The following is a 20,102-nucleotide window of genomic DNA, read 5'->3' as shown; positions in this document are numbered from 1 at the left end:
ATGCAGCGGATTTTGTCTTTCTCAGGATTACGCTGATTTTACTGATTAGCTGGATTTTTACTTTTGGGATTTTATAAAGGATTATGGGAGATAGAAGCGGATATATTCGCTCTTATCTCCCATAATTATTAATCTAAAAATCAAAAAAAATCCAAAAGTGAAAATCAGTAAAATCAGCGTAATCCTGAGAAAGACAAAATTCGCTGCACCCGCTGAACTTTTTTCCGTTATCCCTGTTAACTATGTATCACTATGAAAAACACCTATAGCGGCAATGCCCTCCTGTATATGTTTTTCCCTTGCACGATTTTACTGAAATGATGAAGATACGGTTGATAAACAGGCACAACATCTTGTAAGAGATGTGCAGGGGCGGGCCCTTAAGCGATGTAGCGCCCGCCCTTTTTTATTAAGTAAGACTGAACATAAACCCAATCCCATAAATATTCCGGATACTGATATTTTCATTCCCCTGGAAATATTTGCGGAAGCGGGATACAAACACATCTAAACTTCTTCCAACAAAATAATCATTTGCTCCCCATACCTCGTGCAGGATATCTTCCCGGCGGATTACCTTATTGCTGTTGTGATAGAAGTGCAGCAGCAGGTCGCTTTCCAGCGGGGTGAGAATAGTTTCCTTGCCATTACCAATGAGCTTCAGGGAGTCTTTATGAAAGCGCATGCCCCCAAGCTCAATGGCATTGCTGGTGGCGATGCTGTTTACGATCTGGTTTCTTTTCAGGATGTTTTTTATGCGGAGCACCAGTTCATCTACATCAAATGGTTTTACAATGTAATCGTCTGCCCCGATCTTCAGGCCGTATAGGCGGTCCTTCTTTTCACCACGCGCGGTGAGGAAGAGGAACGGAACGCTGGGTTGTATTTTCACCAGCTCCTGCGCCAGTTCGAAGCCGTCCATTTCGGGAAGGTTGATGTCTATCAGAATAATGTGCCAGGCAGTAGGAGTAGCGGTAAACGCCTCCAACGCCGATCGCCCGCTTTGTTGCCAGTCGACGGTAAAGTCCATCAGCTCCAGGTATTGCTTTACAACGTTACCGAGGTCCGTTTCATCTTCTACCAGCAGAATGTGATGTTTCATAGCGTTATATTTTTGAAGGTATGTTAATTACGAAAGTACTGCCAGCACCGGGTTCACTGCTCACCTTAATCGTCCATCCATGCGCATCCACGCATTGTTTTACATAATAGAGGCCCAGCCCCAGGCCTTTGGTAGGCCTGGACAGGTTAGGCTGATGCCGGTAGAATTTTTCGAAGATATGGCGGAGGGTAGCAGCGTTCATGCCGATACCATTGTCTTGTATGATCAGTGCGATGGATTCTTTTTCCTGCAGCGTGGTAATGGTAATGACCTTCTCTGCCTGGTCGTTGTACTTCACGGCATTATCCAGGATATTTTGCAGCAGGGTGGTAAAATGAAAGGTGTCTGCTTCAATCACTACCGGTTGGCCGCTGTTGTGAAAATGGAAGCGGACAGGCTGTTTCATGGTATTAAGACTATACACTGCCAGTATCCCGCTGATCAGTTCATTGAGGTCGGTGGTGGTGGTTTTGAGCGCCAGTTTCTCCGTGGCGGCAATATTGATCACTTTTTCTACCAGTAGTTTCAGGCGTTCTGCCTGGCGGTGGATGATTTCGGACAGCGCGGTAACGCTTTGTTTGTTATCCAGCGTTTTTTCATTCTGGATATTTTTATTGGCAACGATGATAGCGGTGATGGGCGTGTTAAACTCGTGCGTAATGTTATTGATAAAATCAGATTTCATATCTGACAGATGCTTTTGCCGGATCCATTTGAAGAGTGTGATGGCAAACAATGTGATCACCGCCAGCAGGGTAAGCAGGCCGGGCAGGATGGTATATTTCATTTGCCGGAGCACCAGGGTGCGGCGGTTATAGGGATCTGCATAAAATGAGAACGACAGGGAATAGGAGTAGGGCAGGGGCGAATTGGCCACCAGCGAAGATGCCGCGCTGTTCTCATTGAGCTTCGGCAGGTTGCCGCAAATAAAGAGTCCCATTTCCTTTTGCCTGTCGGCCGGGATGAGCGGGTATTTTTTAAAGCGGTTGTATACGTTTACATACTGACTGTCTTTGAACTTGATATCCAGCCGGTGAATGCATAAAGCAAACAGGAGGGAATCTTTGATCCCGTCGTTGGCCTTGATGGCTTTCAGCATGCTATCGGTGTTCTCATGCTTTACCAGTTCCCGGATGATGCGGTTCACGAGGTGTTGTGCGGCGGTGTCGAAGCCGTGGCGGTTGGTGTTATACAGTTGTTCCAGGTAAGGGTACTGCGGCACAATGATACTGTCCAGCAACGGTTGCCCTCCCGGGAACAGCTTATCATTGGCAATGGCCAGGTTATAGGCTTCGCCGATCCTTCCTTTTTCCACGTAGTTAAAACGGCTGTCCAGCAACTGATAGGTATTATATATCAGGAAAAACTGTACAATAGCCAACGCGATAATACAGATAACAGCTGTCAGGATATACAGCTTGATAGAATGCCTCATGCTTCGCTTTATTACTTTTGGTTGACTTTTCCTGTTCTTCACTTGATAACGACGTCCGCTCCTGATGCTTTTAAGTTTTATTTACAATCCGTTAGGGATTTTTTAAAATTGATTCGATTCCTGTTGGCTATTTTCACCATTAAGATACTACTTTTTTGATATCAGAAAATCGATTTAGCATTTTTTATAAAATCCCTGTATGAAGAGATATTTATGTAATGTGTTATTAGCTGGTTGCAGTCTTTTTGCCCTTGCCGCTTTTGCCGCAAAAAATGCAGGATGGATGGCGCCCGTGGTGAAGGATACTACCGCCATGCCGCCGCTTACCTGGAAAGAGCATTGGTTTGAGCATGCGCAGGTGATGCGCCGGGTATTCAGCAACTCGTCGGTGACGGTGTATTACGACAAAGAAACGCCTGAAAGCATTACCTGGCCGGACACGTTGTTAACGAAGGTATGGAACTACACTACTAAAACTTATGGCGCCTTTGGTAAGGATAACCGCCTGTTTGTGCTGCTGCATACCGGCAAATATGGTGGTGGTCATCCGTCTACCTATTTCGACGGCAGTCACGACTACCGCAACGTGATTGATGTAGGACATGAAGGTGATTGGGTGAGTAATACCGGCTGGAACCTGGATGCTGCTGTGCATGAGGTGGGGCATATTGTGGAGGGCGCCGCCAAAGGAGTGCATGGCTCGCCGGCCTTCCCGATATGGAAAGACAGCAAGTGGATGGAGATCTATCAATATGATGTATACCGCGCATTGGGCTGGGATGCGGAAGCGCAGCGATGGTTTGATACCCAGATGAAGAATACAGATAATTTTCCACGGCCGGGTACACAGTGGTTTAAAAACTGGTTTTACCCGGTTTATCATCAGTATGGCGGCGCCAAAGTATTGAACAATTTCTTTACACTACTGGCCGCCAACTTTCCCCGTAACGGTAATGGCTACACGCGCGATATGAACTGGGGAGAGTTCATACATTTCTGGAGCGGCGCTGCAGGCGTAAACCTGAAGCCGCAGGCCACTATTGCTTTCGGCTGGCCCGCCAATTGGGAGGAAGAGTTCCTGCAGGCGCAAAAGGAATTTCCCGGTGTAAAATATTAAAATCAGAAGCGGAGGGAAATTTCCCTCCGCTTTCAGCGTGTATAATATTTACGCGCCATAAAGGAAAGTGGTAATCCGATCATGACCATCAATATGAGAATATTAATAACGGAGTTGACTAAACGCAGCGGCCCATGCGGTACCTGGCTTAACGGCAATACCACCAGGTTCATCACGCACCATACCAGTAACCCGTAAGCGAGTCCTGTTGCCACCGGGTGCTTACGCAACCCCGGGATCTTCGGATAAATGAGGAAGAAAACAAACGACCAGGTGAGTGCAATCAGATAATGAAACAATAACCCCCACCACATCATGGCCGGCTCCCCGCTAAAGGCCGCTTTACCAAATACACCGCTGCTGATGTATACCAGTATCCTGGTGACCGGCTGACCATGGGTAACAATAAAAAAATGTACAAATGCAGAAAGAATGTCCAGGGTACCGGCAATAAGGCCGGCCAGTAAAACAGTTCCCGGGAACGAGGAAACAGGACGCATGTGATTTGTTTTTATATGGTAAAACAGGATAGTGTGACTACATCTCTTAAATTAAAAAATTTTACTATAAAAACCTCGCCATTGGTAAGATTTTCACCGCTTTTATTAATAGATTATTAAGAAATATTAAAAACAGCTTAAAATTTCAGATGATTTTATTGATAATCAACTATATATAAGTTTAATAAATCAAAATTTAAACAAAGAGTTAAATAAACGCTTGTTTAAATTAAACGTTTGTTTAACTTTGTGATGTCAAATTTAAAAAAGGAACATGGAAGAGTATAGTGAAAAACAGCTCTCAATTTTAACGGTTGCGGAGCGGCTATTTGCCGATCAGGGCTTTCATGGCACATCGGTAAGAGATATAGCCCAGGAGGCAGATGTGAATATCGCCATGATCTCCTATTATTTCGGTTCAAAGGACAAATTGCTGGAATCTATTTTCAAATATAGAATGGAGACTTCCCGTAAGTTCATCAATGAATTATTGGAGAACGATACGATGGAGCCACTGCAGAAAATAAACAGTCTGATTGACCGGTTCATCAATAAAATGCTCGGGGAGCAATACTTCCAGTGCATTATGAGCCGCGAACAATTGAACAGCCAGCAAAGCCCCATCAGGGACCTTATCTGGCAACTGAAAGGAGAAATGCTCGGTCTGATGCGCCCCATCGTTACAAATGCCCAGGAAGCAGGCATCTTTTATAAAGATGTAGACGTGGAGATGCTGATGACTTCTTTATTCGGGACTATTCATCAGGTAATACCTGCCAAACATATATTGAGAACAAACCCTGAAGCGAAAGATTTGAATGACGATGAATACAGGGAGTATTTGAAAAACAGAGTAGGTACACATTTAAAAAAATTGTTCAAAGCAATCCTAACACATGAATTCTAAAAGCATATACACACGATTATATGCGCTTGCATCGGGAATACTGCTGACTTTTTTCTTTCAGACAGCATCCGCACAACAGAGCGTAAAACCGCTTTCGTTAAATGAAGCCATATCGCTGAGTATACAAAACAGCAAACAATTAAAGGTGAGTCACGCTAAAGTAGATCAGGCTACTGCCTCACTGAAAGAAGCCCATGAACGCCAGTTACCGGATGTAAGTGTTTCCGGTTCTTATTTGAGGCTTGCACAGCCTAACATCGACATGAAACTTAAGCTGGGAGATGATAGTAATGGTGGCGCCAAAAGTGAAAGCCCCAAAGTGAATTCGGCAGCTTATGGTATCGCCAGTGTATCCCTTCCCATCTTTTCAGGTGGATTGATACAGAGCGGTAAAGAATCTGCCCGTTACCTGGCAGAAGCTGCACGGCTGGATGTGGACAAAGACCGTGAAGATGTAATTCAGAATACCATTGCCGCCTACAGCAATCTTTATAAGGCAAAAGCCGCAGTAGCACTGGTACAGGAAAACATCCGGCAGTCGGATGAAAGAGTGAAGGAATTTTCCAACAAGGAAAAGAATGGTCTCCTTGCCCGTAACGATCTTTTAAAAGCAGAGTTACAGCAATCCAATTACCAGCTGGCACTGATGGACGCTGAAAACAACCTGAAAATTGCCAATCTGAATATGGATATCATGCTGGGCCTGCCGGATAACACCGTGATCCAGGTAGACAGCACCGTATTCAAAGTAGATGATAAAGTAGATGGCCGCGGAGTGGCAGAGTTTGAGCAACTGGCTTACCAGAACCGTAAAGATGCAGCTTCTCTCAGCGCACGTGAAAAAGCCGCCAATGCAGGAATCAAAGGAGCGAAAGCAGATTATTTCCCGTCACTCGCAGTAACCGGCGGATATGTGGCAGCTTACATTCCTAATGTAATCACCATTACCAATGCGGTAAATGCAGGCGTAGGACTGAAATACAATCTTTCTTCCCTTTGGAAAACAGGATCAAAAGTAAGTAATGCAAAGGCGCAGCTGGCAGAAGTACAGGCCAATGAGGCGAAGCTCGTGGATGGTATTCACCTGGACGTATATCAATCTTACGAAAACTACCTCCTGAGCCACAAGAAGATGGATACTTATATCAAAGCGATAGAACAGTCGGAAGAAAATTACCGGATTACGAAGAACAAGCATGATAACAACCTGGCTACCACAACAGACCTGCTCGATGCCGACGTTGCAAATCTGCAGGCGCATCTCAACTATGCGTACGCGAAGGCAGATGCACTGGTAGCATATAACAAACTGTTACAGTCTGCAGGTATACTGGAATCCAACAATAAATAATACCAACAAACCAATAAATATCAAAGCCGTGGAAACGCAAACTCAAACAAAACCTACTAACAATATAAACATGCAGGAAACAACCGCCCCTAAAAAGAAAAGCAAAGGGTTCGTCATAGTGCTGGCAGTGCTGGTGCTGGGTGGCGGCGCATTTGGTATCACCAAGTATGTTCATGGTCAGCATCATGAAGAAACTGATAACGCGCAGATCGATGCTAATGTGAGCCCGGTTATACCCCGTGTATCCGGTTATGTGAAAGAAGTAAGGGTGAAAGATAACCAGGTGGTGAAGAAAGGAGATACGTTAGTGATCCTGGACGACCGCGACCTGGCTATTAAAGTGCAGCAGGCTGAAAACGCCCTCTATGCCGCACAGGCTAACCTGGGCGCCGCACAGGCTACCACCGCCGCTGCTGAAGCCGGTATCAGTACCGCACAGGCACAGGTAGGAACCATTGATGCACAGATAGAAGCAGCAAAAGTAAACCTCTGGAGAGCCAGCCAGGATTACGACCGCTACGCCAACCTGATCAAAGATCATTCAATCACCCAACAGGAATTTGAACAGGCTTCTGCTGCCAAGCAAACTGCTGAACGTCAGCTCGACGTACTGGCCAGGCAAAAAGCTGCCGCCAGCCGCCAGACAAACGTAGTTAGCTCCCAGAGCGGTGCTACCTCCAAGCAGATCAACGTAGCCAATGCAGGTATCAAACAACGTGAAACAGATGTGGAAGATGCAAAGCTGAACCTCTCTTATTCCGTAATCCTCGCTCCGGAAGATGGCGTATTATCAAAAATCTTCGTACAGCCTGGACAGTTTGTTACTGCTGGTCAGTCTTTATTCAGCGTGGTACTGAGCACTACTCCATGGGTAGTGGCCAACTTCAAGGAAACACAGCTGGATAAAATGAAACTGGGTCAGAAAGTAACCGTGCATATCGACGCTTATCCTGAAAAAGGACTGGAAGCAAAAGTAACTTCCTTTTCTCCGGCAACCGGCTCTAAATTCGCCCTGCTGCCTGCGGATAATGCCTCTGGTAACTTCGTAAAAGTAGTGCAGCGCTTACCGGTAAAAATCGAGTTCGATAACCCTAACGATGAACTGGTAAAACAGTTGCGTCCGGGTATGAACGTACTGGTAGACGTGCATCTCAACTAATCATATACATGAATAGCAACGTATCCGGAGTTAATAATTAGTGGGAACCATGCAATAATTAACAGACAGGCGTAATCGATTAGCTCTAACAACAGATCATCAACAGAAAGGTCATGTTCGTCATTAATTATTAACTCCGGGTAAGGTTGTTCTCATTCAAAATATAATTGCTGCATGCAACAAGAATCATTGATAGAATACGGCTCACGCAGGGTGATCATTACGATCACCGCTATATTCTGCGCTTTGCTGGAGATAGTGGATACCACTATCGTAAATGTGGCGTTGAATGACATGCGTGGTAACATGGGCGCTACGCTCAGTGAAATCGGATGGGTCATCACCGCATACGCTATCGGTAACGTAATCATAGTACCGATGACCAGCTGGTTATCACAGCAGTTTGGTCGTCGTAACTACTTCGCGGCGTCTATTATTATATTCACCGTTTCCTCTTTCCTCTGCGGTAACGCAACTGCCATGTGGGAGCTGATCATATTCCGCTTCATACAGGGTTTGGGTGGAGGTGCTTTGCTGGTAACTTCCCAAACGATTATCACAGAAAGTTATCCGCCTGAAAAACGCGGTATCGCCCAGGCCATTTACGGGTTGGGTGTAATCATCGGCCCAACATTAGGTCCTCCGTTAGGTGGTTTTATTACCGATAACTATTCCTGGCCTTATATCTTTTACATCAACATTCCTATCGGCGTAATCGCTACCCTGCTTACTTTGCAGTTTGTGCGCAGCCCGAAGTACGGAGCGAAAAGAGCGATGTCGGAGATAGATTTCCTCGGTATAGGACTCCTGGCGGTGATGGTAGGAAGTTTGCAGTTTGTGCTGGAACGTGGGCAGGAAGACGACTGGTTCAATGACTCCACTATTACGGCTCTCACCGTTACAAGTGCATTGGCCCTGTTCTTCTTTGTATGGCGTGAGCTTACCTATAAGAACCCTATCGTGGAGCTGAGGGTGCTCAAAAACGGGAACCTCCGGGCGGGTACCATTCTCTCTTTCATCATGGGCTTTGGATTATACGGATCTACCTTTATCATCCCGCTGTACACACAGGGTTCGCTGGGGTGGACCGCTACCCAGTCGGGTATGCTGATGATCCCCGCAGCATTGACTACCGCGGTAATGATGCCGCTGATTGGTAAAATGCTGGAGAAAGGTATTCCGCAACAGTACATGGTGGCAAGTGGTATGTTCCTCTTCTTTGTTTTCTGTTTCTGGGGATATAAAATTATCACACCGGCAGATACCGGCTCAGATGCCTTCTTCTGGATGCTGATCGTTCGCGGTATAGGTATGGGATTACTCTTTATTCCTATCACCACGTTGTCACTGTCTGGTTTGAAAGGGCAGCAGATCGGCCAGGGAGCAGCCTTTACCGGTATGATGCGTCAGCTGGGAGGTTCATTTGGGGTGGCTTTGATCACTACCTTTATGGCCCGCCAGAATATGCTGCACCGGAGCGACCTGGTATCAAAACTTGATACCAATAACCCTGATGTGATTAACCGGGTAAACGGCTTACAGCAAAGTTTTGGCGCGAAGGGAATGGACCCGCACCAGGCACTGAATACAGGTTATAAATTACTTGATTTTAGTGTTACGAAACAGGCCGCCATATTATCTTATATGGATGTGTTCCTGTACCTGGGCCTGATATTCCTCATTTGCGTACCGTTTGTACTCATGGTAAAAGCTAAGAAAGCTGCGAAACTCGATCCGTCTGCTATGCACTAACGGAAACAGTTTTCAAGATAAAATATTGTTGCAATAACAGTGTAACAGTTGTAGGTTTAGGTAAATAAGCCCCGATTTTAATCGGGGCTTTTGTTTTTTCAGGAGCAATGAATTAAATTCATAGAAATACCCCGCTATGGAAACATTCGGCCATGTAAGAATGGTGATAGGATTTATCCTGAGCCTCAGCATTGCACATCTGCTCAAAGGCACTGCCAAATTCATCCAGCATCCCAACCGGGAAAAGCCTTACTGGATACACCTTTCATGGGTAGCCTACATCTTTGTGATGCTGGTGCATTTCTGGTGGTGGGAAATGCCGTTGCATGCACTGAAGAAATGGACTTTCCCGGAATATATCTTTATCATCTCCTTTATTACCACCTTTTTCCTGCTCTGTGCACTATTGTATCCCGACGATCTGAAAGATTATAAAGGATACCAGGATTATTTTTACTCGCGACGAAAGTGGTTCTTTGGGGTACTGGCGTTTTCATTTATTGCAGATGTGATAGATACGCTGATAAAAGGACACGATTACTTTCATCATTTCGGGATAGAATACCCGATCCGTAATATCACGCACATTGTCCTCTGCCTGCTGGCCATCAGGATCAGTAACCGGACCTTTCATGGGGCGCTGGTTATTTTATTTATCTTATACGAGATGAGTTATGTATTACGGCTTTATTTGTCGGCCGCTACATGAGGCATTTACAGGCGGATGCCCACTTTTTTATAGATGAAACTCAGCAGCCATGCTGGCCCGATGAGCAGAAATTGAAGGTCCTTGAAGAAGGAAGGTTTTGCGCCTTCTATTTTATGGCCGATAAACTGCCCGATCCAGGCCGCTACAAAAATAAACAGCGCCACCTGCCAGATCACGAGCTGAGTGGCTGCTATGAGGCGCCATAGCCATAAGCAGATCACCCCGATGAGCAACATGCCAGCCGCCAGGGAAGGAGAGAGGCGCAAATAGTAAATGATCAGTAACAGCAATACCACATGCGCTACCGAAATGTAGGAACGCACGCCACCAATGGGCAACGGGATGGCATATAAAAATCCGACAATACTGAAAAAAATTGCGGGTACACAAATCCAGTGAATCAGTTTGTTGGTATGGTTACGGTGGCTGCTGCCGTACTCGTCCAGCCATTGATGGATTGTTCTCATAGCGGTGGCGGTTTATAAAGTGCTGGTATTAAAATACGTTAAATAAGCGAAAATGAATGATGATTTTATTTACCCCTGATCACCACCTTTTTCATGCCCTCCCTGCCAAAGAATACCGGGAAATACATCATTTCTGCCTTTGCCGGGTTCAGATGGTAATAACCGGTATAACGCGGCATTAAGGATACGGTAAAACGGTATTTGCCTTTGTTTAAATGATTACTGAAGATGCTTACCTTGTTTTTAAAGTACTCGCGGTGTACTTCATTGTTCTGCCACTGACTGCTTTTATCTTCATAGGAGCAACCTGCTGGTACCGGTATTTCCACCATCACGTAATCCGCATCTGCTTTTACTTCCACTGTTACTTCCAGGGTAACGATGCGGCCCGCAGTAAGAAAGTTCACAGCCGTATCCTGCTGCAGAAACCGGCTGCTCACGCTGAACTGGTGTTCAGCAGGTTGCGGCGCCGGATTCCAGTGCTGTTGCCAACCGGTAAAGTATACCGTTGAGCCGCCTTGTTTGACAATACTCAACGACTTACCGCCTGCAAAAGTATGGCTGTAGGGGAAGGTGCTTACCCGCTCGCCGTTAATACGGAGTACTGGTGGTTGCGTCTCGGCAGTTTGCAGCGTCTCGGGCAAAATGGTAGCAAGGATAGCGGCAGATTCATAGGTGTTGCGCCAGTTGCCGCCGCGCCGCTTTTCCATGAACCAGTCGCGGATAGTGCGTAACAATGCATCATGCCCGCCCTCGGTCCGTAATATTTTATAGACCAGCAGGGTGAGTTGTACTTCGTTGTCAAACAGGTGATAGCTGTTTTCCCCCCAGTAACTATTTCCCATCATGGTAGTTTGCCGGCTGGTCATAAGCGGGTCTGTAGTTACGTGTATACCTGTCCGTTGTTTCAGGTACAACAACCGGAACTGGTCATATTTACTGCCGCTATTGGCAGGGATGGTATCGAGGTAAGCCGGGAAATTAACTTTGGCATCCAGTTCGTACAACGTTTCCAGCAGGGTTAATTTATCGGTGTATGCGGCACTGTTTAACTGGAATACATAGTAGTTGATCAACGCTGCCTTGTCGAGGTTGGGCTGGAATCCCTCTTTTTCCGCCATCAGCAACGCCCTTACCACGTGTTGCGAAATCCAGTATACGGAGGTGCTTTTATCCCACCAGCCCCAGCCGCCATCTTTATTTTTATTCTGTTCCAGCTTACGGATCAGCTCAGGGATCTTCTTCAGATCTTTAAACGGTTGTCCCAGGAATTTGCGGGCTTGTTTTTCCAGCAACAGGCCGGTGAGTTTAGAGGCCAGTTGTTCATTGCAGAGGTATTCATAACGCCGGAGATAATCTATCTCATCCAGCAGTACCGGCAACAGGCCGGTGCAGGCATACAGGTGAACAGCCGCTGTATCATCCGCAAAAGACAGCGAGAAGCTGGTATCCACTGGTAGCGGAACAAAGAAACCATTGGTTTCAGTTACTCCTTTTTTAAAGACGGGAATAGCGCGGTATTCACCGTCGAAGTAATCCTGGTTACCGGTGATGGTATATTTAAAGGAGATGCTGTCGCCGGATAAAGGAACATGTACGGGGAAAGTGTCGATCAGGCTGTTACGGACGCCCATGGAGCGGGTGTTGGTGAGTACCCGGTTGGTGTAAAAGCTGCGGCTGATGGTAACGCTGTCGTTGCCATAGTTCAGCACCTTGCCTATAATATTTACGCTATCGCCTTCAACGGCAAACACCGGGAGCGATAAATTTGCGCTCAATGGTTTATACGATTTGATCTGCACCTGTGCGCTGCCGGTTTGTCCCTGTTCCGTGAAGGCCAGCGCATAGGTTTTCCAGTTGGTGATATCATCCGGGAAAGTTACCTTAAAAGAAGCTTCGCCGTTTTCGTTGGTACGTAACCGTGGTTGCCAGAATGCATCATCGCGGAAGTTACTGCGGAGGCTATTGGCTTCTGCGGATAAAGGTTCCTGGCCGGTCGCTGTTAAAAGACCTGCCTTGCTGCTGGTGATAAGGATTACGCCATTGACAGCCCGGGCGCCATATATGGCAGTGGCGGCGGCATCTTTCAGCACCGAGATATTTTTAATAAGAGAGGGGTCTATACTTTCCAGGGATCCTTCATAGGGAATACCATCAATAATAATCAGTGGGGGTGCCTTAGTGCTGTTGATGCCCCGGACCATAATGCCTGCCACCCTGCCACTCATGGCGTTAGAAAAGCTATTTGATACGGCGCTGGCCACGAGTGCTTTGGATTGCCTGCCATAAGCTACCACTATTGTTTCATTCAGGGATTGTACCGCCGGTTTTAATTTTATCTCAATAAAATCCTCGTTGTTTAAAGTAACGGTTTCTTGGTCATATCCGATAGCGCTAACCGAGAGTTGCCCTTTTTCGGTAATAGGCAAGGAAAAGCGTCCCTGTGCATTGCTAAGGGTGCCGTATTTGGTTCCCTTTAGGAGGATCGTGGCTCCGGGTACAGGTCCGTTTGCATCCGTTATCACCCCGGAAATGCGCCGGGTGAAGTTGGATGTATCCAGGTATTGATTGTTGAAAGGTGTGGTAAAGTCGGCTACGGCGTTAAACGGCATCTGTTGCTTTTCACGGCCTCTCCAGTTCAGTATCGCCTTTGATAACGCAGCACTGACAGAATCCTTTTCCAATACTTTGCGGGCATGTAAGTGGTAATAAGTATTGCCACCGGCATTGGCTTTCAGGCTATCAACCACGTAGTATCTATTTTTTCTCAGTAATACCAGCAGCCGGTAATTACCTGGTTCCAGGTTATAAAGCTCAGTGGTTTCTCCACGATAAATACGGATATAGTTAGGGTCATCATAACGGTAAAGGAACAGTTGCCGAACCGCCTCTGTATTGAACGCAGTATCCGGCTGGATGATAATACTGCAGGCGTTTTGATCGGATTTTGCATTCGAGTATAGGTCCTGATTAATTTGCAGGCCATCCAGGTGATCACTCCAGATACTGTCTATTTCAGTTTCGGTGACTACATGATCGTATAATCGTGGCTGATCCACTTCCTTTAACAGGGTGAGCCCGAATGGCCACCCGTTGTCGACACTCTTTTCTTTCACTAACCCTGGCCGTATCTCAAAGGTATAGCCAGGTTCAGGTTCAAAAGGTTGGATAAATGCGCCTTTTACGATGTAGTCGGCATAGTCGTTTTTCAGCGGCCCCGCCAGCTGGATGCTCTGGGAATAACCACTGCCGGGATTAAACCATTGTATATTTCCATTCTGGTTAATATACGTATACCCGTCATTGTTATCCGTAAGAAACGGTACCAGGTAACGTTTACGCAGATTAACTTCCAGGGGGATAAGTTTCGTTGGCATTTTGGTAATGTGTACCTGTTCACCGGGTTTATCGGCCGCGATGCTGATAAAGGTTTTAAGTCCTTCTGCTGCATAGATGCTGTCTATAATAATTTCTTTGTTGAAAGTACGGATTTCCAGTTTGTGCTTGCCGGGGCGTACTGCAAAGCTATAGGCGGGCCGGAGGTCTGTATTGGCAAAGAACACCGGTTGCTCATCTATCTTCACATGACTGATAAACTGTACAGCGCCATTTTCTGTAACAAACGGAGATACCTGTGTGATATTATTTTTCGCAGGTTCTGTACTGTACCGTATGCCATCGGGGTGCAGGAAGCGATAGTAGGCATTACTGTCCAGCGTCATTTCGTTTTTCCACCGGCCCCAGTTCATCGATTGTTTGCCGGGGTCTATTTTTTTGTCGCCTAACCCCTGCCGGCTATACATCTTCCGCATAGGATGGCTTTTATCAAGATTGGGTAAGTAAGGCATATTATAATTAAACCTGGCGGTCATGGCATAAGCGGTAACATCTGCATCCTTTACCCGCCGGCCTGCTGCGTCGGTAACGGTGATGCCTATACGGGCCGTTTGCCCTGGATAAACAGCTATAGGGTTATTGATAGTTACCTGTAATTGTTTTTCGAGGTAAGGGATAATGAATTGTTCATCTTTCACTTTATCATTCCAGATATACTGCAGGGAAACAAAATAATACCCGCGAGTGGTAGAAGCGGCTTTCCATGACAGCTGCTGATCATAGCCCTGTGCAACCAGCTTGTTGCCGGCAAAGATGCTATACCAGAAATGCAATTTCTTTGGATTCACAATGTCTGCAAATACGGAATCACGGGTTCGGCTGGCATTACACTGTACCGCACCATTTTGGCCGGCTGGCAGGTAGCTTTTGGTGATGTTACCCGTCGTTACCTGGTAGGTGTTCACGTAAGGATGCAGCGGCAATACGGCTGGTAATGAAATAGGGGAAAGGGCAACAGTATCATATTGCGCATTCAGTAATAGCAGCGTTGCCTGCGCGGGAATGGCATGGCCGGACCGTTTAAGGTCAACAGATAAACTATCGCCCTGTGGGGTGACAGTGATTTCATCAGTGTCATAATAATATTGCTGGGAAAGGTTGCTGCTTTGGCTTTCATTGTTGCTATTCAGGAAATGTGTGGCGATATTATAGGAGAAAGAAGCAGCCGGGAAAATACTATCGGGCAGCGTTACTTTGGTTTCGCCGGTCATATCCAGCGTTACTTCATGCTCCCATAACTGATGGGGTATAAATACGACCGGCGCGTGATATTGTGAAACATTACCGGGTGTAACGGTGATGGTTACACGGCCATCCATTACCGGCAGGTCGTTTTCATCGGTGGCTTTCAGGAACAGGGATACCGGCGTGCCCCGGGTATGTTCTTTCACATCGGTGCGGGCGGTAAAACGGATCGACTTCAGCTCATACTCTTCATATTCAAAGGTGCCGCGCATCAATACTTTCCGCCTGGCGAAGTATTCCTCATCATCCAGGTCGGTTTCGTTGTTATCGGAGGTGTACTTCCTGCTGTCCTGGGTTTCAAGGGTAAAGAGGTAGTCGCTGTCCAGGTCGAGATCGAGACTGTCATTCAGCACCATTTCGTAGTCATAGCCACCCGGCCGGTAAGGGCGGATAGTGGTGAGGATGGTATCGATGTCCATGTCTCTGCTGTAAAGGCGTAGTAACAGCGGTTCGTTTACCGGTTTGGTATGGCTGTTAATAATGAATGCTTTCATCCGCAGGGTGTCGCCGGGCCTGTATTTCGCTTTGCTGAAGGCCATGAAGCCTTTGTACTTTTTTTCAGTGGAGGTAGACTGGGAAAACCTGGGTGGATTGTAGTAATAACTTTTCCTGCGGAGGGACAGCTTTTTCCAGAAAGGGAGCCTGCCTTTGCGGCTGGGAGCTTCCAGGTCAAAAAGGTTCAGCACCTGTTGATGGTACACCTGTATGATGCCGCCCTTTTTGTAGCGTGGAATGCGATAGGTTTGTGTGCGGGCGTCCCAGGGAATGGTTCGTCGGTTGACCATCACGCTGGCATTGGAAACCGGCTTCCCGTTTTTATCATGTACCAGCAGTGCCAGGTCGTAGTTATTGCTGACTACCTTCAGTATCACATTCTGTACGGGGTTGTATTCGTACGCCAGCTTATTTTGCAGGGCTGTTACGACCACATAATTACCGGGGGCGGTACCCGCAGGGAAGCTGGCGTTAAACGGATAAGTCCCTGCTGCGGTGTGCAGGTATTTTTCATCTGCCCAGGGTTTGAATGCCTTGCCGAGCTTAAATATCCGGAGGGCCTCCTGGTCTGTTATCTTATAGATGTTATTTCTTTCACTGGTAGTTTTACTTTGGGAGATGTATTGCTGGGCGCTGGCTGTGATGCTACATATGCACAGCAGAAACAATGAAATTCTTTTCAAGGTATAAGGATTGTGTGTTGAATTTAAGGAAAAGAAGGGAAACTAAAAATCCCCGCTAACAAAGCAATATCCAAATATGTTCCTATTATCGTTTTGAATTGATAGATTTGAATCAGGAAGTCATTAACTGAAGTATTATGGAAACCATTGGATTTATCGGCACTGGCCATTTAGGCTATCCCATTGCAGAGAACCTGCTGAAGGCAGGATACACTTTAAGAATTTATAACCGTACGAGGGAGAAGGCGTTGCCGCTGGAGCAGCTGGGCGCTATACTGGTGGGCAGCCCGGAGGAAACTGCTGTTAAAGGAGGAATTGTACTGAGCCTGGTAGCGGACGACAAGGCGCTGGAAGCAATAGCTACCGATACGCTGGTGCAGGCCCTTGGTGAAGGTGGTATCCATGTGTCTATGAGTACGGTATCACCGGATATTTCCAGGGAGTTGTCGGCGGGTCATGCGAAGCACGGGGTGTTATTTGTAGGGGCGCCGGTATTTGCGCGTCCGGAAGCGGCGACCGCGAAGGCGGGTAATTCGGTAATTTCCGGTCCGGCTAAGGCTAAAGAAAGGATCCGTCCTTTATTGGAGGCTGGATTTGCCCGCAATATTTTTGATCTAGGAGAAGACGCGGGTAGCGCCAATGTGCTGAAGCTGATCGGTAATTTTATGATTGCCGGGGCGTTGGAACTGATGGCAGAAGCTTTTGCGCTGGCGGAGAAAAACGGGGTAGATCCCAGGGAGGCATATGAAATGCTCACGACTACTTTATTTTCGGGTCCCATCTTCAGGAATTATGGAGCCATGATCCTTGACCGTAAATTTACCGGTAATCCTTCTTTCAGTGCGGAATTAGGGTTGAAAGATATGGACCTGGTATTGCAAACAGCGCGGAAATCGCATACGCCGATGCCGCTGGCTAACCTGGTGCAGAACCGGCTCACAACCATCCTTGCGAAGGATATACATGATGCCGACTGGACCGCGCTGGCTTCCGGTGCGCTGGAAGACGCCGGACTTACTGTTTAACCTTTATCGGCCATAGCCGCTACGGTCTTCTCTTTAGACGCCTGGCGCGCTATGGCATCTTCCCGGTGCATGTTTCCCCAGTCGGAGATATGCTGTAACATGCTTTCCATGCTCCATCCCAGCGGAGTGAGTTCATATTCCACCCGCGGGGGTACTTCCGGGTACACGATCCGCTTAACGAGGTGGTCGTTTTCCAGTTCCCTTAACTGTAATACCAGCACTCTTTCCGAAATGCCGGTGATCGACTTTTTCAGTTCGTTATAGCGTAGTTTACCATCCAGCAATCGCCACAGTATGCTGGGTTTCCAGCGTCCGCCGATCAACGACAGGGTATATGCTGTGCCGCAGTCGCCGCGCAGCTGCTTTCCGTTGATGGCATTGGAGGAATTTTCTTTTCGCATACGTTCATTTTTTCTTTCTGGTATAAAGATACGCAATGCGCTGCTATAGTGGAACCCTGTTCCGGGGAGCTTATTAAACAAGAAGGGAAGGCATTACGGCCTTCCCTTCTTGTTATACTTACAGCAGCAGCTATTCTGCCTGTTTGCCGGCTTCGTTTTTCTTTGCCACATCTTCCAGCAATCTGAGTCCGAGTAGTCCGCTGATCGGGCCGTTGGCGCCATCTCCGCCGTTGATGAGTACATCGGGCATGATACGGATCTGCTGTGTGCCGATGGCTTCCATCACTTTCAGTTGGGTAAAGTTGTTGCCACCCATTGCTTCTACCGCCAGTTTGTATGATTCCGCGCTGGACTGACCAATAGCCAGGATCTTTTCTGCTTCTGCTTTACCAGTGAGGGCAATTTTTTCTGCATCCGCTTTTGCAATCCACTCGGTACGTTCCGCTTCTGCTTTGGCCAGCAGGCGTACTTTTTCTGCTTCACCACCGGCCAGTAATTTCATCCGGTCGCTTTCCGCGTTGGCTTGCAACCGCACGCTGTTAGCGTCACCAGTCGCTTTTTTCACGGAGGCGTCTGCATGTCTTTCCGCAATCCAAACACCCTGGTCGGCTTTTACAATTTCCTTTTGCATTTCTGCAATGGCGGTTTCTTTTTCCAGCGACTGGCGGGTTTCCTGAGCCAGTCGTTCTGTGTCGTAGGTGATTTTCTGTTCTTCTGCAATTTTACGGTCGGTCAGTGTTTTCATCAGTGTTTCCGGTGGCACAATGTCGCCGATGAGGGTATCTACCCCGAACACATTATACTGGTCCAGTACCTGGCCGATGTGCTCCTTCGCGGAGGTTTGCCGTTCCTTACGGCTGGTGAGGAAACTGATCACATCTGATCCCTGGGCGGAGTTACGGAAGTAGTTACCGATGGTGGGTTCCAGCACCTGGGTGACCAGGTTGCTCATATTACCAAAGCGGGCAATTACTTTAGGGGCTTCGGTAGTAGGGATGTGGATGATCTGTGCCACGTCGAGGTTAAAAGTAAAACCGTCGCGGCTCCTCACGGTGATGGTAGAGAGGTTCTTATCCAGCTGGTGGGCTTCACTTCTGGCGGTGGCCCAGTTCAGCACCAGGTTGGTGGTAGGTACCAGTTCTACTTTCATGATATAGGGATTAACGGGATACTTACCGGGTCCCAGTGGTTCTGCCCATACGCCTTTGGTGCCTTTGGCCACAATATTACCGTGTTTGAATTCTGCGCCGCTGAGATCCACGCCATCATTACCCACGAAGGAAATGACCACGCCTACATGGCCGATGGCGATTTCCGTCATGCGAACCATTTCCAGTTTGGCAAACCAGGGGTTAATAAAGTAGGAGCCGGCCAGGATCACCTGTTCCTGCAAGCCTTTGTAACCGCCTTTTTCGAGGAAGGCATCCACATCCTGGAAGTTGTTGTGTTTGTCGATGGTTTTACCCGCAATGGAGCCGGTTTCAATGGCTTGTCCTTCGAGGGTGGTCACAATTCCCACGGCATTGTCGGGGATGGACAGCATGTCCGTGATTTCCACTTCAAACAGGAAGGTATTGATACGATAAGATCCAGGCGTGATAATAGCAGTTTGCCGGCCTTTGCGGCCACCATTCTGGAGGAAGGCCACCGCGTCCTGGAAGGAGTCGCAGGGAACCTTGCGGGCCAGGATAGCACCTGTTTCCAGTTCTGAACCGTCTTTGGCCAGTACCAGTCCTATTTTACCGGTAGGGATGATGGTAAATGGCTGGAAGGTAACGCTGTACTGCCAGATCCATTTCCAGAAGTATACGCCGGGAGCGAGTGTTTGCGCCTGGAAGCCAGCTTCGCCGTTGGTCGCGAGGATGCGGCCTTCCGGCAGTTCCTGTTTACCGATCAGTACAAATTTTTTAGTAACCAGACCAATACGGTCTTCCGGTACGATTACTACGCCAAAGCATATACGAAGAATGACTTTGTACAGTACAAGGCAAAGAATGGGCAGGCCGATAAGCAAAGCCCATCTGAGAAATGTGTTTTCCATTTGTAGGGTTGTTGTTAAGGTATGTATTTGTGTAAGATGAATTTAACGGCACGGCGATACTGCTGACGGACTTGTCAGATCAAGGTTTGGGCCATGCAGGTATGTTTCAGAAAAGTGGGGGCGAAGTGTTGAAGTTCGTAGCGATATAAGATATCAGGATGTTGTTGCCGGAGCAATGATCAGATTCCATTGAAGAATGAATTACGATGTAAAAGTGATGATTATTTTTCATCTGTCAAAATAATTCCGGGCAAACGATAGTTCCTTTAGCCTGGATTTTCAGATAAGTTGTTCCGGATCATTTTTGCAAACTGTTT

The 20,102-nt window shown here is 47.3% G+C and carries 14 protein-coding genes; 7 read left to right on the top strand and 7 right to left on the bottom strand.

What is annotated here, in order from left to right:
* Positions 1-409: 409 nt before the first annotated feature.
* Both AB6805_RS00365 and AB6805_RS00360 read right to left on the bottom strand, forming a co-directional pair.
* A complete protein-coding gene (locus tag AB6805_RS00365) occupies positions 410-1,102 on the bottom strand; it encodes a response regulator transcription factor (RefSeq protein WP_370907473.1) in 693 nt (230 codons plus the stop codon).
* A 4-nt stretch (positions 1,103-1,106) separates the two neighbouring features.
* On the bottom strand, positions 1,107-2,537 hold the full coding sequence (locus tag AB6805_RS00360) for a sensor histidine kinase (RefSeq protein ID WP_370907472.1): 1,431 nt from the start codon (positions 2,535-2,537) through the stop codon (positions 1,107-1,109).
* A 199-nt stretch (positions 2,538-2,736) separates the two neighbouring features.
* Here AB6805_RS00360 and AB6805_RS00355 point away from each other — a divergent pair, with 199 nt between their 5' ends.
* Positions 2,737-3,654, top strand: coding sequence for a hypothetical protein (locus AB6805_RS00355; RefSeq protein ID WP_370907471.1), 918 nt, complete (start codon positions 2,737-2,739; stop codon positions 3,652-3,654).
* 32 nt (positions 3,655-3,686) lie between these two features.
* On the opposite strand, the gene AB6805_RS00350 is transcribed toward AB6805_RS00355, so the two are convergent.
* Positions 3,687-4,154, bottom strand: a complete 468-nt coding sequence (locus AB6805_RS00350) for a hypothetical protein (RefSeq protein ID WP_370907470.1) — start codon at positions 4,152-4,154, stop codon at positions 3,687-3,689.
* 274 nt (positions 4,155-4,428) lie between these two features.
* Between AB6805_RS00350 and AB6805_RS00345 the strand changes: the two genes are divergently transcribed.
* The 5 genes from AB6805_RS00345 to AB6805_RS00325 all read left to right on the top strand — a co-directional run bounded on the left by AB6805_RS00345 (position 4,429) and on the right by AB6805_RS00325 (position 10,032).
* Complete coding sequence (locus tag AB6805_RS00345; RefSeq protein WP_370907469.1) at positions 4,429-5,061, top strand: TetR/AcrR family transcriptional regulator; 633 nt, start codon at positions 4,429-4,431, stop codon at positions 5,059-5,061.
* Entirely contained in the window at positions 5,051-6,412 is a 1,362-nt protein-coding gene (locus AB6805_RS00340) for a TolC family protein (RefSeq protein WP_370907468.1), read from the top strand. Before AB6805_RS00345 ends, AB6805_RS00340 begins: the two co-directional genes overlap by 11 nt.
* Before the next feature lie 70 nt (positions 6,413-6,482).
* The gene (locus tag AB6805_RS00335; RefSeq protein WP_370907467.1) at positions 6,483-7,571 is read left to right on the top strand and encodes an HlyD family secretion protein; all 1,089 of its coding nucleotides are present in this window, start codon (positions 6,483-6,485) and stop codon (positions 7,569-7,571) included.
* 174 nt (positions 7,572-7,745) lie between these two features.
* Positions 7,746-9,323 carry a DHA2 family efflux MFS transporter permease subunit gene (locus AB6805_RS00330; protein ID WP_370907466.1) on the top strand — a complete coding sequence of 526 codons (1,578 nt, stop codon included), beginning with the start codon at positions 7,746-7,748 and terminating at the stop codon, positions 9,321-9,323.
* Positions 9,324-9,459: 136 nt separating this feature from the next.
* On the top strand, positions 9,460-10,032 hold the full coding sequence (locus AB6805_RS00325) for a hypothetical protein (RefSeq protein ID WP_370907465.1): 573 nt from the start codon (positions 9,460-9,462) through the stop codon (positions 10,030-10,032).
* 5 nt (positions 10,033-10,037) lie between these two features.
* Here AB6805_RS00325 and AB6805_RS00320 read toward each other — a convergent pair whose 3' ends face one another.
* Together AB6805_RS00320 and AB6805_RS00315 are read right to left on the bottom strand one after the other, a co-directional pair.
* Positions 10,038-10,499, bottom strand: coding sequence for a DUF962 domain-containing protein (locus AB6805_RS00320; protein ID WP_370907464.1), 462 nt, complete (start codon positions 10,497-10,499; stop codon positions 10,038-10,040).
* 65 nt (positions 10,500-10,564) lie between these two features.
* The gene (locus AB6805_RS00315) at positions 10,565-16,318 is read right to left on the bottom strand and encodes an alpha-2-macroglobulin family protein (RefSeq protein WP_370907463.1); all 5,754 of its coding nucleotides are present in this window, start codon (positions 16,316-16,318) and stop codon (positions 10,565-10,567) included.
* 137 nt (positions 16,319-16,455) lie between these two features.
* On the opposite strand from AB6805_RS00315, the gene AB6805_RS00310 reads away from it, so the two are divergent.
* Positions 16,456-17,343, top strand: coding sequence for an NAD(P)-dependent oxidoreductase (locus tag AB6805_RS00310; RefSeq protein ID WP_370907462.1), 888 nt, complete (start codon positions 16,456-16,458; stop codon positions 17,341-17,343).
* On the opposite strand, the gene AB6805_RS00305 is transcribed toward AB6805_RS00310, so the two are convergent.
* Complete coding sequence (locus tag AB6805_RS00305; RefSeq protein ID WP_370907461.1) at positions 17,340-17,744, bottom strand: winged helix-turn-helix transcriptional regulator; 405 nt, start codon at positions 17,742-17,744, stop codon at positions 17,340-17,342. The two genes, AB6805_RS00310 and AB6805_RS00305, sit on opposite strands and share 4 nt — an antisense overlap.
* A 130-nt stretch (positions 17,745-17,874) precedes the next feature.
* Complete coding sequence (locus AB6805_RS00300; RefSeq protein WP_370907460.1) at positions 17,875-19,785, bottom strand: SPFH domain-containing protein; 1,911 nt, start codon at positions 19,783-19,785, stop codon at positions 17,875-17,877.
* Positions 19,786-20,102: the final 317 nt, after the last annotated feature.

It is taken from the genome of Chitinophaga sp. RCC_12 (genome assembly GCF_041360695.1).
In the GTDB taxonomy this organism is placed as follows: Bacteria; Bacteroidota; Bacteroidia; order Chitinophagales; family Chitinophagaceae; genus Chitinophaga.
This window is presented reverse-complemented; position numbering and strand designations above follow the sequence as displayed.